The following is a 20,148-nucleotide window of genomic DNA, read 5'->3' as shown; positions in this document are numbered from 1 at the left end:
GTCATTGAACGAGCACGGAGCGCCCGCAAGTCGCGCCCAGGACCCGGACATCGGCCTCGCCGACACGCACGCCCAGTGCCGCAAGCACGTTATAAACCAATTCGTCGACAGGCGCAGTCACACCGTTCAGCAGCGCCACAACTGCTGGCTTCACCGTTCCAAGCAGCGCGGTTACATCAAGCCCGAGGCCCAGCGCACTGACCGAAAGCGACAAATTGTTGACCAGCGACGTGGTAAGAGATTGCGTCAGGTTTTTCGTGGAAGCGGTCTTTATCGTCTTGTTTGCGATTTCGGTGCTGTTGAAGGTCAATGTCGTCGGCTCGGTGTTGGTGATCTCGAAGGCCGCAGAGCCATTCACGCCGATCAGATTCAGGGTGAGAAACAGAAGCTTCACGCTGACCTGCGCGATTTCGGCATTTTGAAACGACTGTGGGTTGCTGAAATCGGCGAAGGCGGAGGGGCTGTTGTCGGCATCGCTGGCGCCAAGGTGCAGCGATGCTAGGCTCGGGCGTGCGGCAACGGAAACCTTCAAACTGTCGGGATGCCCCGTCGGGCAACTGATGTCGGTCAGCTTGGCTTCGGCAGAGGCCACCTCGACATGCAGCGGCAGTTTGACGGCCAGGAGGCTGATGCCGCCACCGAGAGTCGCATTGCTGCCGCCGACCGACGCCACCAGCTTGATCCGTGTCTGCGCCGTACGCACCACGGCGCCCTTCTCGCCAATTGTCAGCCATGGCGAGAATTGCGCAGGTTCGCCGATGGCAACGGCAAGCGTGGTGGAGACAAGCCCCGGAATCGTGGCTCCGAGATTGAGCTCGACCTGCTTCGAGCCGTTGGCCAGTGCGGCGGCGGTGGTCAGTATGCCCATGGCGCTAGCGTCGACCGAAAAACCGGCCGACTGTTGCCCGAGGCCCAGTTGGCCAATTGATCCAAGGTCGACAAGATGATTGAGCGGTATCTTGACCGTGCTGGTGGTCCTTGAGGCGATTGTCTGCAAAGCAAGCTTGCTGGTGCTGCCAACGGGTGAAACGTCAGCCATGGCCGTCGCTATCTGGCCCACCGTAGCTTTCGAAGCCAACACCTCCGAATAGCTGACACCTGTCAGCTGCAACTGAACGGCAAGTGCGTCAAAGAACGAAAGCAGGTTGACGTCGGCAGCGATCAGAGCGTTGTAGTCCATGACGCTGAGCGAAATGTTGCCGCCCAGGAGGCCGCTGAGAAGCGAGTTCAGGATGCCGCCATTGACGCTGAGAAGCCTGGACCCGACCGAAAACATCGCCTGCGGCGCTATGCTGGCAACGGCTTGGGTACCGATCACCGGAGTCGCGATAAGCGAACTCGCGAAATAGCGGGCGGGTATCTTTTGCAGGGCGACATGGACGGCGTTGTAGGGCGTCTTGCCGGCCTCGAAGCGCTTGTCGACGCCGAGCGACGACTCTGGTGAATATCGACCGGCGGTGACCGACACAATGGTTTTTCCGAGAGTAGGAACGATTGTCTGTCCTGCCTTCTGAACAACAATACCCGGCATTCCGTTATCGCCGAGCGTGGTCACCACCGCGGCCTCTATGTTGTTGATGTTGGAAGCCGCCGTGATCGCGGCAAGATCGACCAGTGACTGCGCCTCCCGGCGCTCCACATAGATCGAACCTTCATCGATGGCGAAGGCAGCCAGCGCCAGCGCGAACGGTGCGCACAGCGCCGTCATGACGGTGAAGTTCGCCTTCGGGTCGCCAAGCATTGAGCGAGCAACCCGGCCGATCCTCCCCAGTAAAGGTTCCGACATTCAGATGCCCCCGACCCGTATTGTCGACTTGCGTGAGATCGTGCTTCCCGGCATGGGCAGCGCCGGGAATAGATTCCAGACGGGCAGGTTGCTGGCATCGTATTGGATGGAGACCACGAACTGTTTTCCGTCGGCCGTGCTGTCTTTAGCCTGATAGGTCAGCTTGTCGGAATCGACAAAGGGATATCCACTGGCGTTGTTGTTGACGAAGCTGGTCACCAGCGCCTGGCGCTCGGTTTCGTTCAGCCCGGCAATTGCCGTGCGTGCGGCATCCGCCGCGATCTGCTGCACGGAGTTGCTTGCACCAAAATAGATACCATATGCAACTATACCGAGCAAAAGCAGGATGAAAATGGGCGAAAGCAGTGCAAACTCGATTGCAGAGGTGCCGGAATTTTCTCTACATAGACGCCAGATTATTCTTAAGTGGAGTGTTTTTTGGCACTTTGTGGCGGCTGCCTTACTTTCTGTGCTGTTCATACCCTTTGCCCGTTGGGAGATGTGTGAGATCTATCGAAGCCCATCGTGCAATGTAACCCATGGTTGCTTAAAGGCGGCTTAAGACATTTCGACAAAGTGGAATCGACGACAGGTTTCTTGCCGGAAACGAAAATCTCGAAGTGAGAAAACGCAGCCAAGCCTATGGTTTCAATTACTGTTCTATCGGCCACGAGGTAGCTCTCGGCGCGCCTTACTTTGGGTGACCCCTAGAGCCTGTTGAAATAAAAATTCTCCACGTTACTGTCTGGCCACCAGCTGCCGGAAAGGGAACCGGCGGCGCGCTCAAAGGGGCCATCTAATCGGTTTCGGGGCGTCAACACTCAAGAGGCGTAGCTGTAGGGCCGTCTCGACAGGGAGAACTTCATGCTGAAAAATATGCTGAAGGCGACGGTATTCGCCACAACCATGACGTTGGCCGCGGGCACGTTCTACGCGCCGGCTTTCGCCGAGGTCGTCTATAACAGAGGCAGCGCCGCCGAAGTGGAGTCGGTCGACCCGCACAAGACCTCGACAGTCTACGAAGCCAATGTTTTGCGTGACCTGTTCCAGGGACTGGTCATGCAAGATCAAAAGGCGAATGTCATTCCGGGCGCCGCCGAGAGCTGGACGGTATCGGACGACGGCACCGTCTATACCTTCAAGCTGCGCAAGGACGGCGTCTGGTCGGACGGCAGCCCGGTGACGGCAGATGACTTCGTCTACTCTTTCCAGCGGCTGGAAGACCCGGCCACCGGCGCCGAATATGCCTCGATGCTCTATCCCGTGAAGAACGCCGAGGAGGTGAACACCAAGAAGGCCAAGCCCGAGGAGATGGGCGTCAAGGCAATTGACGCAAGTACCCTGGAAGTGACGCTGAAGGCGCCCACGCCCTACTTCCTCGAAATGCTGACCCACCAGGCGGCCTATCCGGTCAACAAGGCTTCCATCGAAAAGCTTGGCGCAGATTGGATCAAGCCGGGCAACCTGGTCTCCAACGGCGCCTTTACGCTGGCGGAGTGGGTTCCCAACGACCACATCAAACTGGTCAAGAATCCGAAATTCTGGGATGCTGCGACCGTCAAGATCGACACCGTCAACGTTATCCCGACCGAAGACCGCTCGTCGGCGATGAAGCGCTTCGAGGCCGGCGAACTCGACAGCTACGATGATCTCCCGACCGAACAGCTCGCCGATCTCAAGGCCAAGTTTGGCGATCAAATCCGCGTCGGGCCGTATCTCGGCACCTACTATTATGCGATCAAGACCGACAAGGCCCCATGGGATAATGTCGAGCTGCGCAACGCCATCTCCATGGCAATCGACCGCGACTTCATTGCCGAAAAGGTCTGGCAGAACTCGATGCTGCCCGGTTATTCGATGGTGCCTCCGGGCATCGAGGGTTACACGCCGGCAATGGCCAAGTATGCTGAGATGTCGCAAATCGACCGCGAGGACGAAGCCAAGAAGGTGCTTGAGAAGCTTGGCTACACGCCCGAGAATCCGCTGAAGATGGAAATCCGCTACAACACTTCGGAAAACCACAAGAACACCGCGGTCGCCATCCAGGAACAGTTGAAGCCGCTCGGCATCGAAATCACGTTGCTCAACACCGACACCAAGACCCACTACTCCTTCCTGGAGCAGAAGGGCGACTATGACGTCGCGCGTGCCGCCTGGATTGCGGACTACAAGGATCCGGAAACCTTCCTCGGCATCACCCGCAAGGCCAGTGGCAACAACTATTCGGTCTACAACAGCCCGAAATACGAGGAGGCCATGGACAAGGCGGCAGCCGCCGGCGGCAAGCCCGAAGAGCGCATGAAGGAACTCGCCAAGGCCGAGCGCATCCTCGTCGATGAGGTCGGCAACATCCCGCTTCTCTACTATAGTTATCACGATATCGTTTCTCCGAAGCTTCGTGGCTTCGAGGACAACGTCATGGACGTGCATCCGTCGCGCTTCATCTCCAAGGACTGATTTTCCTTGGCCGAACTGCCGCTCTTTTGCAGCGCCGCGCGTCCTTCGGGACGCGCAAAGGACGCTGTAACGCTTTGATTTTGCGCATGGCCCCTTCCGAACCTTCGGTTCGGTTCGGGGTCATGAGTTAGGGCGGCGGTTCCGGTTTGCTAGCAAAGCGGGGAACCGATGCTGCGTTACGTATTTCGGCGGCTCCTGACCGCCATTCCGACGCTGTTCGTCATCGTGACGATGGCGTTCTTCCTGATACGCGTCGCGCCGGGCGGGCCATTCAATCAGGAGCGGGGCCTGAGTCCGGAGATCAAGGCCAATCTTGAAGCGCAGTTTGGCCTGAACGATCCGCTCTGGCTGCAATATGTCCACTATCTCGGCAATCTGCTGCGCGGCAATTTCGGGCCGAGCTACAACATGCCGGATTTCACCGTCACCGAATTGTTTGCCAAGGGGCTGCCCATTTCGATTCAGATCGGCGCCTCGGCCCTGATCCTGGCGCTGCTGCTCGGCAGTCTCCTCGGCACCATTGCCGCGCTCAATCAGAACAAGCTTGCCGACTATTCGGTGATTGCGCTGGCTGCCGCTGGCAGCACTATCCCGACCTTCGTCATCGCACCAGTGATCCAGCTTTTGTTCGGTCTGACCTGGAAGCTGCTGCCGATCGGCGGCTGGGGGGATGGCGCTCTCCTCAACAAGGTCGGGCCTGTGCTGACCCTCGCTTTGCCGCAGATCGCCATCGTCGCCCGCCTGATGCGCGGCTCGATGATCGAATCGTTGCGCTCGCACCACATCCGCACCGCACGCGCGCTCGGTCTGTCGGACTGGTCGGTGGTCGTCAAGCATGCGCTGCGCGGCGCCATTCTGCCGATCGTCTCCTTCACCGGCCCGGCGGCGGCGGCATTGCTCACCGGCTCGATCATCGTCGAGACGATTTTCGCCGTTCCCGGCATCGGCCGCTATTTCGTCGAGGCTGCGCTCAACCGCGACTACACGCTGGTCATGGGCACCGTGGTGGTCATCGCTCTGTTCACCATCGTCTTCAACCTGATCGTCGACATCATGTACGCCTTCGTCGATCCGAGAGTGCGCTATGACTGACATCGCAGCCACCGTTCCGGCCGTCGTCGGCCGCTCCTTGTGGGCCGATGCCTGGGCGCGCCTCAAGGCCAATCGCGCCGCCATGTTCAGCCTGTATTATCTTGCCTTCATCGCGCTCCTCAGCGTGTTCGGGCCCTCTTTGGTGCCGCATCGATACACCACCATCTACGCCGACTATGTGCGCACGCCGCCGAGCTTCTCGGCCTATCCGAAGGCCGACAAGATCGAAACGGCGCTCAATGAGGCGATCAAGCGTATGCGTGTCGACATCAAGGAGTGGCGGCAGGAAGACAATCGCATCTTCGTCACCGTCACATCTTCCAAGCCGATCGACGACCGCAATGTCCGCTACCTCGACCGTTCCGATGCCTTCGACAACACGAAGATCGAGAGCAAATCGCCTGACGGCCTTGAAGCGGTGATGAGCGCTTCGATCAGGCAGCAGTATTTCCTGTTCGGCACCGACAATACCGGCCGCGATCTCCTGTCGCGGACGCTGATGGCCGGGCGCATCTCGCTGGCCATCGGCCTGCTCGCCGGGGTCGTCGCCGGCGTCATCGGCGTGCTCTATGGCGCTACTGCCGGCCTTGCCGGCGGCAAGGTCGACGAGGTGATGATGCGCATCGTCGATGTGCTTTATTCGCTGCCGTTCATCTTCTTCGTCATCATGCTGGTGGTCTTCTTCGGCCGGAACTTCGTGCTGATGTTCCTTGCGGTCGGCGCCGTGCTCTGGCTCGACATGGCGCGCATCGTGCGCGGTCAGGCGCTGTCGATCCGGCGGCAGGAATATGTCCAGGCGGCGGAGGCGATGGGCATCGGCCAGCGCGGCATCCTGATCCGCCACGTCATTCCCAACCTGCTTGGCCCAGTGGTCATCTACATGACGCTGCTGGTGCCGCATGTCATCATCCTGGAGAGTTTCCTGTCCTTCCTCGGGCTTGGCGTGCAGGAACCGATGACCAGCTGGGGCGTACTGATCTCGACCGGCGCCAAGAACATCGGCACCGCCAACTGGCTGCTCTTGTTCCCTGCCTTCTTTCTCGTCTCGACGCTGTTCGCGCTGAACTTCGTTGGCGACGGCCTGCGCGATGCGCTCGACCCTAGGGATCGTTGAGATGGACGCTTCCGAAACGATCCTCAACGTTAAAGACCTTCGCGTCCGCTTTCGAACGCTCGACGGCGTGGTCGAGGCGGTCAAGGGCATCAACATCCACGTTAATGCAGGCGAAACCGTCGCCGTGGTCGGTGAATCCGGGTCCGGCAAGAGCCAGACGATGATGGCAGCGATGAGCCTGCTGGCCTCGAACGGCGAGGCGACAGGCGTCGTCGACTATCGCGGCCGCAACCTTTTAACCCTAAGCAAGCCCGAGTTGAACAAGGTCCGCGGCCGCAAGATCAGCATGATCTTCCAGGAGCCGATGACCTCGCTCGATCCGCTCTATTCGATCGGCAATCAGCTGATCGAACCGATCCGCCGGCATCGCGGGCTTAGTGCGGCACAAGCACGCGAAGAGGCGCTCAAGCTCTTGCGGCTGGTTCATATTCCCGATCCCGAACGGCGGATGAAATCCTACCCGCATGAAATGTCGGGTGGCCAGCGACAGCGGGTCATGATCGCCATGGCGCTGGCCAACGATCCCGACATACTGATCGCAGACGAACCGACGACGGCGCTCGACGTGACGATCCAGGCGCAGATCCTCATGCTGCTCGCCGAACTGCAGCGCAAGCTCGGCATGGCGATCGTCTTCATCACCCATGATCTCGGCATCGTCCGGCGCTTTGCCGACCGCGTCTACGTCATGCGCTACGGCGAAGTCGTCGAGGAGGGTGATGCGGAAGCGATCTTCGTCAACCCGCAGCATGCCTACACCAAGATGCTGCTGGCCGCCGAGCCGACCGGAACCAAGGCGCCGCCACCGCCAAACGCGCCCGTCCTGCTCGAAGGCAGGAATGTCGAAGTGAACTTCAAGATCGGCGGCGGGTTTCTTGCCGGAGAGCCGCTGGTGCTGCGCGCAGTCGATCACATTTCGATCCGCCTGCAGCGGAACCAGACCATCGGCATCGTCGGCGAATCCGGTTCGGGAAAATCGACGCTTGGCCGGGCTTTGCTGCGGCTCTTGCCAAGCGATGGCCTCATCCGCTTTGGCGATCGCGATATCTCCTCCGCCGACCGTCAGGCCATGCGGCCGTTGCGGCGTGAATTGCAGCTCGTGTTCCAGGACCCTTTCGGTTCGCTGTCGCCGCGCATGACCGTCGGCCAAGTCATCACCGAAGGACTTCTGGTGCATGAGCCAACCCTGTCGGGCAAGCAACGCGATCTCCGCGCGGTCGAGGCCTTGCGCGAGGTCGGACTCGATCCGAATGCGCGCAATCGCTACCCGCACGAATTCTCCGGCGGCCAGCGCCAGCGCATTGCCATCGCGCGCGCGATGATCCTCAAGCCCAAGGTGGTCGTCCTCGACGAGCCGACCTCGGCGCTCGACCGCTCCGTCCAGAAGCAGATCGTCGAACTGCTGCGCAAGCTGCAGGCCGACCATGAACTGTCGTATCTGTTCATAAGCCACGATCTCGCCGTCGTGCGCGCCATGGCCGACTACATCATCGTCATGAAGCAGGGCAAGATCGTCGAGGAAGGGCCGACCGAGGCGATCTTCAGCAATCCGCAAGCTACCTACACGCAGACGCTGATGGCCGCGGCCATCGACGTCACTCGGTTTCGCTTAAGCGCGTAACGCGATCAGTCAGGCCTGCAGCGGAGGGAGATTTTTTCGGGAGCAAAACAGCCAACCACTGGCCGTTCCGGGAGAAGGGAGACAGTTCATTCCGGCTAGGTGATTAGTATCAAGTCTGACCACACAAACCCTGAAGAGTGGGACCCACGTGATTGACCTTTCGGGATCAACGCCGACAAAAGCGTAAATGCGCAATGGGGATAAACCACGCATGCTTTGAGCTTGCATTCCAGACAGAGCACCCGCCTGATTTGCGCGACAGTTGGCTGTTGTTAACGAACATCCAGCGCAGGTCGATGTAGGAAAACGTCGCTAGTCGGGTCGAGCGCGGCAGATGCCGGCGAGAATGGTTCAGTCGAAGAAGCCCGCGTCCTCTTCCCTGAGGTACTTCCTGGTTGCTTCGGCGTCGATATCGAGGCCCAGCCCCGGCGCTTCCAGCAGGTCCACCATGCTGTCCTTCACGACCTGCTCAGGCAGGCCAATGACGATGTCGCTCCACCACGGGTCCGAAGCGCTGGGATATTCGAAAGCCACGTAGTTGGCGGGCAACGTGGCGCAGACATTGATCAGCGCGCCGAGGCCGAGCAGGCCGTTCGCCGTGCCGTGCGGCGCCATCAGGATCGAGTGCATATAGGCGTGCTCGGCCACCCATTTGAGCTCGGCTATGCCACCGATATCGGCAGGATCGGGACCAATGACGCGCACCGCCTGCGTCTCGATCAGCTCCTTGAAATTGTGCCGCAGGTAGATCTGCTCGCCGGTATGGATTGGCGTCGAGGTGGAGGTGGTCAGCTCCCGATAGGCCTGCGGATTGACCCACGGCACATAGTCGCCGGTCAGCATGTCCTCGAGCCACATCAAATTGTATTTCTCGACCGCGCGAGCGAACTTGATCGCATCCGGCAGCATCCAGCCCGGGCCGCAGTCGAGCGCCAGGCTGACCTCGTCGCCCAGCACTTCCTTCATCGCGATCACGCAGTCGAGCATGTGATTGAAACCGCGCTCGCTGATCACGCCCTGATCCATGGCGCCGTGATAGCCTGCCTTCTTCTGCTTCACGCCGTAATGGAAGCCCTCGATAGTGTCCTTCATGTTGGAGTGGAACGAGATTCCTTGCTTGACCATGAAGAAGTTCTGCGGCTGCTCCATCATCCATTTGACGTCAGCGGCGTAATCCTCCGGCCGGTCGCCCGTGCGTTTCTGGCGGATCGAGCCGTTGTAGACGCGCACCTTGTCGCGCACCTTGCCGCCGAGCAGCTTGTAGGCCGGCACGCCTGCGGCCTTGCCGGCAATGTCCCACAGCGCATGCTCGATAGCGCTCACCGCCGCGCCATAGGGCTTGAAAGAGCCGCGTTGGCGGATCTTCAGCATCACCCGCTCGACGTCGGTCGGGTCTTCGCCGATCAGGGCCTCGCGGAAATGCAGCACCCAGGGCTTGAGGTAGGGCTTGGTGTACTCGACCTCACCCAGGCCATAGAGGCCCTCGTCGGTGACAATGCGAACGATGGGATGCTTGCCGATGACGGCGCAGCGGAGATCGGTGATCTTCATGGCGCAGTCCTATTTCACAGACGAGAAAGCTGTCGGCGTGAGCAGCTGGCTGCTGATATTGGCAATGATCTGCCCGTCGCGCTCAGACTCGTCCCGGGCTCTGTGCCATGCCGGATCGGTGACGAAAGCCGCCCATTTCGCCTCACGCTCGGCCAGCGATTCCCAGGCGAGGAAATAGGTGAGGCGATTGCTGTTTTCGCCGATCGCCGTGGTGAAAAACCCGGCTTGGCGGATGCCATGCCTCTCCCAGATGGCCAGCGTTTGGTCGGAAAAGCGCTTGAGCAAAGCCGGCAGCCTGCCCGGCAGGCAGTCATAGATACGCAGTTCGTAGATCATGGTTTCGTCCGTTTCTTTCTTCGCCTCTCCCTTGAGAGAGGTCGACACGAATGGTCGGTCGTTGGCCCTGTGAGCCTGGGGAATGAGGGGAGGGGTCTGGGCTAACTCCAGGTCCGGTCCCAGCTATATTCATTGTCCCAATGCTCGGTGGATTGCCATATCCCCGTGACCCCCCGGTTGCAGGTGCAGCGAGATTACCTCGTCGACTACGTCGTCAATCCCCAGGCCCGGCTTGTCCAGAACAGTGATAAAGCCGTCCTTGACGAGCGGCTTGGGAACGCCGGTGACGATATCGTCCCACCAGTCGACATCGGCGGAGTGATATTCGAGCGCCATGAAGTTTTCGGTCGCGGTCGCGACATGCGCCGCAGCCATTGCCGCGATTGGACTTTCCGCCATATGGATCGCCATGGCGACACCATGGTCCTGTGCCGCGTCGCCGATCTTCTTGGTCTCGAGGATGCCGCCGGTGGTCAGCAAGTCCGGATGGATGACCGAGATGCCTGAGTTGAGCAGCGGCTCGAAGCCTTCCTTGAGATAGATGTCCTCACCCGTGCAGATCGGCACGGACGTAGCCTGCTGCAACTGCCGATACTGCTCGGTGTACTGCCAGGGGATCACGTCCTCGAGCCAGGCCGGTGCATATTTCTCGATCCGCCGGGCGAGACGGATGCCATCCTGCAGCGAGATGTGGCCGACATGGTCGATGGCGAGCGGGACCTCGTAGCCGATCACCTCGCGGACCTCGTGGATATATTGATCGAGCAGGTCGATGCCCTTTTCGGTGAAGTGGAGGCCGGTGAAGGGATGCGGCACGTTCTGCGCGTCATAGGCGGCATTGCGCGCCCGGCGTTCGTCCAACGTGCGTGCCCGGCCGCGGCTGGCATGCGTGCGGAAACCGTCGAGCACGCCAGCCGGCGCGACCACCGCGCCCGGGATGTGGGAGATCTGCGCCAGCCCCAGATCCATCTTGAGGAACGTGAAGCCGAGTTCCATGCGCTGCTTGAGGCGCTTGCCGGTCTCGGTGCCACTTGGCTTGTCGGCGTCGGTGTCGCAATAGACACGCACCTTGTCGCGGAACCGTCCCCCGAGCATCTGGTAGATCGGCACGCCATAGGCCTTGCCGGCGAGATCCCACAGCGCGATTTCGACCGCCGAGACGCCGCCGCCTTGCCGGCCATGGCCACCAAATTGCTTGATGCGGCGGAACAGTCGGTCAATGTCACAGGGATTCTCGCCGAGCAACCGGCTCTTCAGCATCAGCGCATAGGTGGCGCTAGCGCCGTCACGCACTTCGCCCAGGCCGACAATGCCCTGGTTGGTGTAGATCTTGATGAGCGCCGAGGTGAACGGCGCACCGACGATTTCGGCTACCCGCATGTCGGTGATGCGAAGGTCGGACGGCTTGGAGTTCGCGTTCACCCGATTGAGCGCCTCGTCGGCGCCACCCGTCTTTGGCATGGCTTGTCCTCGTTCTAGGTCAGCGGAGCTTGCCGCCCCGCACGCTGAGCATCGAGTTGCTAGTCCAGCTCGATCTCATGGGCCTGCAGGTAGTCGCGGTCCATCTCAACACCCAGACCAGGCTTCGATGTCAGCTTCAGGCTGCCGTTCGAAACGTCGAGAGGTCTGTCGATGAGGTGATCGTATTTGCCCAGGTTCCACTCCGACGTTTCGAGCTTGTAGAAGTTGGGAACGGTCATCATCACCTGCGCTCCCGCAACCACGTTGATCGGCCCAGCGGCGTCATGCGGCGAGACCGGGATGTAGTAGGCTTCGCATAGGGCGGAAATCTTCTTGAGTTCGGTAATGCCGCCGGTCCAGGTCACATCAGGCATGATGTAGTCAGCGAGCTTGTTCTCGAGTACCGGCACGAAATCCCATTTCGTGTGGCCGCGCTCGCCCCACGAGATCGCGGCACTGACCTTCTCACGCACCTGCTTGAGTGCGTTAAGGCTCTCGGGCGGACAGGGCTCCTCAAACCAGTCGATCTGGCCGGCTTCCTCCAGGCTCCGACATAGGCGAATAGCGGTGGGAACGTCGAAGCGGCCATGCGCGTCGATGAGAATGTCGACATCAGGCCCCGCCGTTTCGCGGATCAGCGCCGTGAGTTCGGCCGCTTCGCGCTCGTCCTTGCGAGTCATGCTGCCATCGAGGTAACCGTCCCGCTGTTCGCGGGACAGGCCATCGGCGGTGCGGCCCTGGTGGGGGAAAGGATCGAACTTGAGCGCTGTGTGTCCGGACTCGACGATGTCCAAAATTTCGCGGACCACAGCCTCCTTGCTGGTGAATTTGGCCTGGTTAGGATGGGTGTAGAGTGCGATTTCATCGCGCACCGGTCCGCCTAGCAGCTCGTAGATCGGCTTACCGAGGACTTTGCCCCGGATATCCCAGAGGGCTATATCGATGGCGCTCACGCATTCGACGGCGGCGCCGCGGCTGCCCATGTAGGTGAAGCTGCGGAAAATCTTGTGCCAGAGACGCTCGATATGAGCTGGATTCTCGCCTGTCACGGCGATGCCGATCTGCCGCAGGATCGTGCACAGGGCGCGGTTGGCGAGCCTTGTGGTTGTCGTGATCTCTCCCCAGCCGCTCACCCCTTCGTCGGTCGTCACCTCGACGAAAAGGAACTCTCCCCAATAGGAAGCATCGGACTTGATCAGCCACGGCCGAATGCTCGTGATTTTCATCTCAACTACCTTTTTCGAAATGGTCGGGCTAACGATGTTCTGGACCGGACATTCTATCCGGCCCGAGCGGCGTTGCGCGCTCGCATCTGTTCGAGAATATGCCGGCCTGAACCCTCGACATGGCGAGAAACGAGTTCGGCCGCCTTGTCGGCCTCTCCCGCCTTTACGAGCGCGATGAGTTCGCGGTGCTCGCGAATGATCGCGGCACGCCGTGCAAGCGTGAAGTTGAAACGCCGGCTCACGGCTCGCAGCACTTCGCGATGCTTCCACCAAAGTTCGGCGGCATGGCGGTTATAGTGCCGCTGGTACATCACGGTGTGGAAAGCCGTATCCAGCTCGCTGTGCCTGAACGTGTCGGCGAAGTTGTTCTCTTCGATCAGGCCTTGGAGACGTTCGAGCTCGGCGATGTCCTCGCCGGTCGCCATATTCACAAACCATCGCGTCAAGGCCGGCTCGATCAGAACACCGATTTCATAGATATCCCGCACAAAATCCTGATCTATGGGTCGGACGCGCGCCCCGCGGTTGGGGAGAAATATGACAAAACCCTCCCCGCGCAAGAGTTGCAGGGCCTCGCGCACGGGGTTGGTCGAGGTGCCATGACGCCGGGCGAGGTCGGTGACCACAAGCCGTTCGTTGGCGACGAGCCGCCCTTCGATGATGTCTTCCCTAATCAGTTCGTAAACTGAGGCGCCCTCGCTGGAGGCCCCTATGGGGTCAATCTCAGCCGGTGGCATGGCTTTAAAATCGCTTATTTCGGCCAAGGCCGGCTCCCCTATTCAGTACATACTCTGCCCGATATCACACACGGTTTCCACAAACAATGTACGATCCTATGCGTTGACAGGCAATCCACGATCTGAAAACGTACAAGGTGATCGAAGGGATACATAGAATAGGGAGGCGTCCCGCGGTCGTACGAGCTAGGCCGCTTTGCCTCGGCGCAGGGCGGCATGGAGAACCAGGGAGGATACCTATGACGAGGATTACGCTCGGCAGTGCGGTCCTGCGCGGCACTGTCGCCACTGCTTTGATGGCATCGCTGATGTCCACATCGGCACTCGGTGCGCCGCCGGTCGACCTGAGCAAGTGGTCGCCGGAATATGTGCGCTCCATTGCCGGCACACAGGATTTTGACACGGCAGCCGATTGCGCCAAGGTCACCCCGCTCGACTACAAGGGACGGCTGACTTTCTGGTATCAGGGCGTGTTCGAGGGCGACCCCGACCTCCTGCGCCAGTACTACAAGGAATTCTTCGAGACCTTCCGCAAGACCTATCCGAACATCCAGCTCGAGGAACAAGCCCTCACCTATAACGACCTTCTTGACAAGTTCCGCACGGCGCTCCTGGGCAATGCCGCGCCGATGGCGGTCCGCCTGCAAATCCTGGGTGGTACCGAGTTCGCGTCAAAGGGCTATCTGGAACCGCTCAAACCCGAAGATGTCGGCTATTCGACCGATGATTTCTGGCCCGGCGCCATGAAGGCCGTAACCTGGGAGGACGTTACCTACGGCATTCCGACCAACAACGAGACGATGGCATTCATCTGGAACGCCGACATCTTCAAGCGGGCGGGCCTCGATCCGGACAAGCCGCCGGCAACCTGGGACGACGTCGTCAAATATTCCAAGCAGATCCACGACAAGCTCGGCATTGCCGGCTACGGCCTCGTGGCTCGCAAGAATGCCGGCAATACGCCGTACCGTTTCATGCCACAGCTATGGGCCTATGGCGGCGGCGTCTTCGACGAAGCCACCGCGAACCCGACCTATGAGGAGGTCCAACTCGGCAGCCCGCAGAGCAAGGCAGCGCTGCAAGCCTCATACGACATGTACGTTCGCGACAAATCGGTTCCGGTTTCGGCACTCACCAACCAGCAGGCCGATAACCAGCCCCTGTTCCTCGCCGGCCAGCTTGGCATGATGATCTCGCACCCGTCCGACTACGACGTGATGCTCGACCTGCAGAAGAAGGCGACAGGCACCGACAAAGACAAGGCGCAGACCGTCATCGACAACATGCGCTACGGCCTGATTCCGACTGGCCCCGACGGCAAGCGCGCCGTCGTGTTCGGCGGCTCGAACATTCACATTCTGAAGCCCGAATATGTCGAGGGCGGCAAGGTAGACGAGCCGGCTGCAAAGGCCATCATCTGCATGTGGGCGAGCCCTGAGTGGTCGCTGAAGATGGCCTACGCCGGCTCGAACCCAGGCAACCTTAATGGTTTCAAGACCAAATGGATGAAGGAACGTCTCGACAACATCGAGTTCCTCGATGTGACGACCTCGATGCTGCCATATGGCATCCCGTTCCCAGCGCTGCCGCAATCCCCCGAGATCATGAACATCATCGTCCCGGACATGCTGCAGAATGCCCTGACCGGAGCGATGACCGTCGACGAGGCAGCGGACGACGCGGCCCAGAAGGTCAAAGATCTGATGGGCGGACTCTAGTCCAAGCCTGACCTGCGATCTGGCCGGCTGCGCCGATAGTGCAGCCGGCTCGTTCCGAAGAACGAGGGCACGCCACAGTGACGATCGTGACCGGCAAGGCCGAGGCTCGCCGAATATTGCAACCCGGTAAATCCGGCTTGTTGCGGAAGATATGGGAGCATCGCGCCGACTACGCATACGTGCTCCCTGCGATCGCCGTGATGCTCATCGTCATCGCCTATCCGATCTACTACACGATCGAGCTGTCGTTCTTTAAGACGCCGCCTGGCCTACAGCTCCGCGACAAGACCTTTATCGGCTTCGACAACTACACGACCATCCTCGCCAGTCGTGTGTTCTGGAAAGTCACCTGGAACACTCTGATCTGGACAGTGGGATCCACTTTCATCTCTTTTGTCCTGGGGTTTGCCGCAGCGCTGGCGCTCCACCGCGATTTTATCGGCCGTGGTGTCCTGCGCGCTGTCCTGATCGTTCCCTGGGTCATCAGCGCGGTCGCCGCCTCCTATATCTGGAGGTGGATCTACCATTCGGACTTCGGGATCATCGGCGCAGTGCTGGTCGGCCTCGGATTGGCCGACCGGCCGCCGAATTTCATCGACAGCGTCAGCACGGTGCTGCCATCCCTGATCGTCGTCAATATCTGGCGCGAGTTTCCGTTTGCCATGATCATGATGATGGCCGGCCTGCAGACAGTCCCCGAACAGTTGCTGAGCGCTGCAAAAGTCGACGGAGCCAGTGCATGGCAGCGCTTCTGGCACGTCACCTTCCCGCATTTGCGCAACGTCTCGACAGTGACGATCCTGCTGCTCGCGGTGGCCAACTTCAATTCCTTCATCATCCCCTGGATCATGACCGGCGGCGGGCCGTCGAACGCATCGCATATCTGGATCACCCACATTTATGAGCTCGCCTTCGGCCGACAGCTCTGGGGCGTGGCATCGGCCTATTCGGTGCTCCTGTTCCTCATCCTGATGACGCTGGGCTACTTCTACGTCCGTGCGCTAAGCGGCAACGAGCGGAAAGAAGGGAGCGCATGAGCACGATTGTCGAGACAGCCCCTCGAGGTCAGACCCGGCGCCGCATGCGTGTCGACGGATGGCGGTGGGCCGGGCGCATCTTCCTCGTTTTCATGCTGCTTTACACCGCGCTGCCGATGATCTGGATGCTGATCACTTCGATCAAGTCTGGGTTCGCGGCGATGCAATTCCCGCCGCAATGGTGGCCGGACCAGCCTACCCTCGCCAGCTATCAAAAGCTGCTCGATCCGCAGAACAGCGTCGGTCAGGACTTCCTCCGCTTCTTCTGGAACAGCCTTTTCGTCTCGACCGTCACGACAATCCTTTCGGTGATCGTGGCTGTCCCTGCGGCCTACGCGTTTTCCCGCTTCAGTTTCCCCGGCCGAAACTTCCTGTTCTTCTCGGTGCTGCTGCGCAACATGTTCCCGGCCGTGATCTTTCTCGTGCCGCTCTTCATCCTGATGCGCGTGCTGGGGCTGGTGAACACACATGGCTCGCTGATCCTCACCTATCTCACCTTCGGCCTGCCGCTGGCGATCTGGCTGCTCAAGGGCTTTTACGACAACATCCCGGTGCAGCTCGAGCAGGCGGCGCGCATCGATGGCGCAACGCGGTTCCAGGCCTTCATCCTGATCGTGATGCCGCTCTCGACGCCGGGGATCATCGCCACCGCGATCTATTCCTTCATCGGCGCGTGGAACGAATACATCTACGCCTACACCTTCCTCTCCAAAAACGACCAGCTGACACTGCCGGTCGGCATCCAGCGCTTCTTCTCGGAAAATACGACGGACTTTCCGGGCCTGATGGCGGCCAGCTTTATGATGAGCGTGCCCGTCGTGGTGCTGTTCCTCGTCCTGCAACGATACTTCGTACGCGCCCTTACAGAAGGCGCGGTCAAGCATTAAGGAGTTGCCGATGGCCCACGTGGTCCTCAAAGATCTCGTCAAGACCTATGGCAGCTTCAAAGCCGTCAACGACGTTTCGTTGACGGTCAATGACGGCGAATTCGTTGCGTTAGTCGGCCCTTCAGGCTGCGGCAAGACGACCACGCTTAATCTCGTCGCGGGGCTGATCCCAATCACATCGGGCGACATCGTCATCGGGGAACGAGTGGTCAACGACCTCGACCCCAAGGACCGCGACATCGCAATGGTGTTCCAGAACTACGCGCTCTACCCGCAGAAATCGGTCTACAAGAACCTGGCGTTCCCGTTGCAGATGCGCAAACTCCCCAGGGACGAGATTGACAAGAAGGTCAAGGAAGCGGCGCGAGTGCTCGACATGACGCACTTGCTCGAGCGCAAGCCGCGCGAACTTTCGGGCGGACAGCAGCAGCGTGTGGCCCTGGGCCGTGCCCTCGTCCGCGACCCCGCTGTGTTCCTGATGGATGAGCCGCTCTCTAACCTCGATGCCAAACTGCGCGTGCAGATGCGGTCCGAAATAAAGCGGTTCCATCAGGACCTGAAGGCGACGATCATCTATGTAACGCACGACCAACTCGAGGCCGTGACCATGGCAGACAGGATGGCGGTAATGAACGGTGGCTATCTGCAGCAATACGATTCGCCGGCACAGGTTTTCGCCCATCCCGTGAACATGTTTGTCGCGAGCTTCATAGGCAGCCCGGCGATGAGCCTTATTCCGCTGGAGGCATCGACGGCAAACGGCAACACCGTGTTGACCAGCGCGGAAGGCTGGAGCCTCGAGCTGTCGCAACTCAACGCGCGCAAGGTCCAGAGGGCGACGACCAAGAAGGTCGTGCTCGGAGCGCGACACTCGACGATCAAGCTGCACAACAGCGCGGTCCCCGGTGCCATTCCGGCCAAGGCCTTTACGGTGGAACCAACCGGAGACGTCACCTTCGTGCAGGCGTTCCTCTCCGGCGCCATCGTCAACATCAGCGTGCCTCCCAACATCGCCGTCGCACCTGACGAACAGATCTGGCTCGAGTTCGATCAGGAGCGGATGCATCTGTTCGACGGCGAAACTGAAATGGCCCTCACGGCCAACTGAGATAGGGCGGCGCGTGGAACGTGGGCGTAGATGACTGAGAGGCTTAAGATCACCGCGATCAAGCCCTATCCAGTATGGGTAGGAACGCGCAACCAGATGCTCGTCAAGGTCGAGACCGACCAAGGCATCTTCGGCTGGGGCGAGAGCGGCTTGAGCGGTCGCGAGAAGGCCGTGGCCGGCGCGGTAGAGCACTATCGCGAGTTCCTCATCGGCCGCGACCCGATGCAGATTGGCCGGATCTGGCAGGAGGTTTATCGCAGCCAGTACTTCGAGGGCGGGCGAGTTCTGCAGGCGGCGATTTCCGCCATCGACATCGCCCTTCACGACATCAAGGGCAAGGCATTGGGGGTGCCTGTCTACGAGCTGCTGGGCGGCAAGCAGCGCGACCGCGTCCCCACCTTCGCCTCGACCGGAGACGAGGCCGAGGGGGATGTCGCCATAGAACGAGCCCGCGAACTCCGCGCGCAAGGGTGGCAGGCGATCCGCTTCTTCCCCGTCGGGCAAAACGGCAGGGACATCTTCGAGCCGCGCGAGTCGATCGGCGCCACCGCGAGTATGATGAACAAGGCGCGCGAGGCGCTGGGCGACGACGTCGTCCTCGGCATCGACTATCATCATCGGCTATCGGTGGCGGAGGCGGCGAGCTTCTGCAACAAGCTCGGCCGCGGCGTGCTTGATTTCCTCGAGGAGCCGATACGGGACGAGACACCGGAGGCCTACGAATCCCTGCGCACGATGACCGACATCCCCTTTGCCATCGGCGAGGAATTTGCCAGCAAGTGGCAGTTCCTGCCCTATATCGAACGCGGCATCCACCAGTTCAACCGGCTCGATGTTTGCAATGTCGGCGGACTCACCGAGGCGATGAAAGTCGCTGGCTGGAGCGAAGCGCACTACGTCGACCTGATGCCGCACAATCCGCTTGGCCCGGTGTGCACGGCCGCGACCATGCATCTCGCTGCCGCGGTCTCCAACTTCGCGTGGCTCGAGACCAGGGCGCCCGAAAGAAAGCTGGGCTTCGACAATTCCGACTTCTTCCCGGTGCAACCACAACTCGATGGCGCCGACTATCCGGTCAGTGACCTGCCGGGGCTAGGCGTCGAGGTCGACGAAAAGGCGGTCCAGGCGGAGAGCTTTCGTTTCTGGGAAGCGCCTCACCTTAAGCGCCGCGACGGTTCCGTTACGAACTGGTAGTTCTCTTTCAACCGGAGTCCACGATGACACATGCTCCTGACATCACGCGGCCGCCAAAAAACCTGATCGACGCGCTAAGGGAGATCGGCGCCGCGACGGTTGCCGGCACGCTTGGCCACATGGGATTTCGCAATCCGCACATGGTCGGACCGGTAGCCCAAAACCACGGGAAGTCGATCGTCGGGCCGGCGCTGACGCTGCAGTTCATGCCACAGCGGCCGGATCTATTCAGCGAGGGAGAATATGCCGATCCGGAGACGCAGTTGCATCGGCACGTGCTCTATCACGCGCAGGAGGGCGATGTGGTCGTGGTCGACGCGCGCGGCGACATGAGCTCGGGCGTCTTCGGCGATATGATGTCGACGTATTTCAAAGGCAGAGGCGGCGCGGGTATCGTCATCGACGGGTGCATGCGCGACCGGCCCAATGTTGAAAAGCTCGATCTGCCCCTATGGCTGCGCGGCTGGACGCCAAATTATCATGTGCAGACCAGCATCTACCCCAATGCCGTCAACGTTCCGATTGCCTGCGGCGGTGTCACGGTGATCCCCGGCGACATCATCGTCGCCGACGACGATGGCGTGGTGGTGCTCCCCGTCGCGATGGCCGCAAAGGTAATCGAAGAATCGCAGAAGCATCACGACTGGGAGGAGTTCTCGCGAGTGAAACTCATGGGAGGCGGTTCGTTGCAGCGCTACTACCCGCTGCATGACGATGCCCGCGGGGAGTATGAGGAGTGGCGCAAAACAAACCGCTTGGAGAACCCTAGTTAGCGCATGGATTACCCTGCGGCGGGCGGCAGACCGTCTGGCGGTATCGCCGG

General features: G+C 60.4%; 16 protein-coding genes and 1 pseudogene. 10 read left to right on the top strand and 7 right to left on the bottom strand.

Annotated elements, in window-relative coordinates:
• Nucleotide 1 precedes the first annotated feature (1 nt).
• Together EOC93_RS07140 and EOC93_RS07135 are read right to left on the bottom strand one after the other, a co-directional pair.
• Nucleotides 2-1,741: a pilus assembly protein TadG-related protein gene (locus EOC93_RS07140; protein WP_127204226.1), complete on the bottom strand. Its 1,740-nt coding sequence runs from the start codon at nt 1,739-1,741 to the stop codon at nt 2-4.
• A gap of 45 nt (nt 1,742-1,786) precedes the next feature.
• Nucleotides 1,787-2,266, bottom strand: a complete 480-nt coding sequence (locus EOC93_RS07135) for a TadE/TadG family type IV pilus assembly protein (RefSeq protein ID WP_127204225.1) — start codon at nt 2,264-2,266, stop codon at nt 1,787-1,789.
• A gap of 384 nt (nt 2,267-2,650) precedes the next feature.
• Between EOC93_RS07135 and EOC93_RS07130 the strand changes: the two genes are divergently transcribed.
• The 4 genes from EOC93_RS07130 (at nt 2,651) to EOC93_RS07115 (ending at nt 8,070) form a co-directional block, all read left to right on the top strand.
• Complete coding sequence (locus EOC93_RS07130; protein WP_127204224.1) at nt 2,651-4,243, top strand: peptide ABC transporter substrate-binding protein; 1,593 nt, start codon at nt 2,651-2,653, stop codon at nt 4,241-4,243.
• A gap of 168 nt (nt 4,244-4,411) precedes the next feature.
• Entirely contained in the window at nt 4,412-5,335 is a 924-nt protein-coding gene (locus EOC93_RS07125) for an ABC transporter permease subunit (protein ID WP_095486240.1), read from the top strand.
• Nucleotides 5,328-6,449 carry an ABC transporter permease subunit gene (locus EOC93_RS07120; RefSeq protein WP_095486241.1) on the top strand — a complete coding sequence of 374 codons (1,122 nt, stop codon included), beginning with the start codon at nt 5,328-5,330 and terminating at the stop codon, nt 6,447-6,449. The genes EOC93_RS07125 and EOC93_RS07120 overlap by 8 nt, the downstream gene beginning before the upstream one ends.
• 1 nt (nt 6,450) lies before the next feature.
• Complete coding sequence (locus EOC93_RS07115; protein ID WP_127204223.1) at nt 6,451-8,070, top strand: ABC transporter ATP-binding protein; 1,620 nt, start codon at nt 6,451-6,453, stop codon at nt 8,068-8,070.
• Between the two features lie 351 nt (nt 8,071-8,421).
• Here the strand turns inward: EOC93_RS07115 and EOC93_RS07110 are convergent, their stop codons facing one another.
• The 5 genes and pseudogenes from EOC93_RS07110 to EOC93_RS07090 all read right to left on the bottom strand — a co-directional run bounded on the left by EOC93_RS07110 (nt 8,422) and on the right by EOC93_RS07090 (nt 13,408).
• Nucleotides 8,422-9,621, bottom strand: coding sequence for a mandelate racemase/muconate lactonizing enzyme family protein (locus EOC93_RS07110; RefSeq protein WP_127204222.1), 1,200 nt, complete (start codon nt 9,619-9,621; stop codon nt 8,422-8,424).
• A gap of 9 nt (nt 9,622-9,630) precedes the next feature.
• The gene (locus tag EOC93_RS07105) at nt 9,631-9,957 is read right to left on the bottom strand and encodes an NIPSNAP family protein (protein ID WP_095486584.1); all 327 of its coding nucleotides are present in this window, start codon (nt 9,955-9,957) and stop codon (nt 9,631-9,633) included.
• A 101-nt stretch (nt 9,958-10,058) separates the two neighbouring features.
• Nucleotides 10,059-11,418 (bottom strand): annotated as a pseudogene (locus EOC93_RS07100) (mandelate racemase/muconate lactonizing enzyme family protein).
• Between the two features lie 59 nt (nt 11,419-11,477).
• Entirely contained in the window at nt 11,478-12,644 is a 1,167-nt protein-coding gene (locus tag EOC93_RS07095; protein ID WP_095486245.1) for a mandelate racemase/muconate lactonizing enzyme family protein, read from the bottom strand.
• A gap of 53 nt (nt 12,645-12,697) precedes the next feature.
• On the bottom strand, nt 12,698-13,408 hold the full coding sequence (locus EOC93_RS07090; RefSeq protein WP_095486246.1) for a GntR family transcriptional regulator: 711 nt from the start codon (nt 13,406-13,408) through the stop codon (nt 12,698-12,700).
• A gap of 212 nt (nt 13,409-13,620) precedes the next feature.
• Here EOC93_RS07090 and EOC93_RS07085 point away from each other — a divergent pair, with 212 nt between their 5' ends.
• The 6 genes from EOC93_RS07085 (at nt 13,621) to EOC93_RS07060 (ending at nt 20,098) form a co-directional block, all read left to right on the top strand.
• Complete coding sequence (locus EOC93_RS07085; RefSeq protein ID WP_127204221.1) at nt 13,621-15,099, top strand: sugar ABC transporter substrate-binding protein; 1,479 nt, start codon at nt 13,621-13,623, stop codon at nt 15,097-15,099.
• A gap of 77 nt (nt 15,100-15,176) precedes the next feature.
• Nucleotides 15,177-16,136 (top strand): sugar ABC transporter permease, encoded by a 960-nt coding sequence (locus tag EOC93_RS07080; RefSeq protein WP_095486248.1) that lies wholly within the window; start codon nt 15,177-15,179, stop codon nt 16,134-16,136.
• Complete coding sequence (locus EOC93_RS07075) at nt 16,133-17,023, top strand: carbohydrate ABC transporter permease (protein WP_095486249.1); 891 nt, start codon at nt 16,133-16,135, stop codon at nt 17,021-17,023. Before EOC93_RS07080 ends, EOC93_RS07075 begins: the two co-directional genes overlap by 4 nt.
• A gap of 10 nt (nt 17,024-17,033) precedes the next feature.
• A complete protein-coding gene (locus tag EOC93_RS07070) occupies nt 17,034-18,131 on the top strand; it encodes an ABC transporter ATP-binding protein (RefSeq protein WP_095486250.1) in 1,098 nt (365 codons plus the stop codon).
• Nucleotides 18,132-18,161: 30 nt separating this feature from the next.
• A complete protein-coding gene (locus tag EOC93_RS07065) occupies nt 18,162-19,325 on the top strand; it encodes a mandelate racemase/muconate lactonizing enzyme family protein (RefSeq protein WP_127204220.1) in 1,164 nt (387 codons plus the stop codon).
• A gap of 23 nt (nt 19,326-19,348) precedes the next feature.
• Nucleotides 19,349-20,098: a ribonuclease activity regulator RraA gene (locus EOC93_RS07060; RefSeq protein WP_095486252.1), complete on the top strand. Its 750-nt coding sequence runs from the start codon at nt 19,349-19,351 to the stop codon at nt 20,096-20,098.
• Nucleotides 20,099-20,148 lie beyond the last annotated feature (50 nt).

Source organism: Mesorhizobium sp. M6A.T.Ce.TU.002.03.1.1 (assembly GCF_003997275.1).
In the GTDB taxonomy this organism is placed as follows: domain Bacteria; phylum Pseudomonadota; class Alphaproteobacteria; order Rhizobiales; family Rhizobiaceae; genus Mesorhizobium; species Mesorhizobium mediterraneum.
The sequence above is the reverse complement of the archived record's forward strand: the minus strand, read 5'-3'. Positions and strand labels throughout refer to the sequence as shown.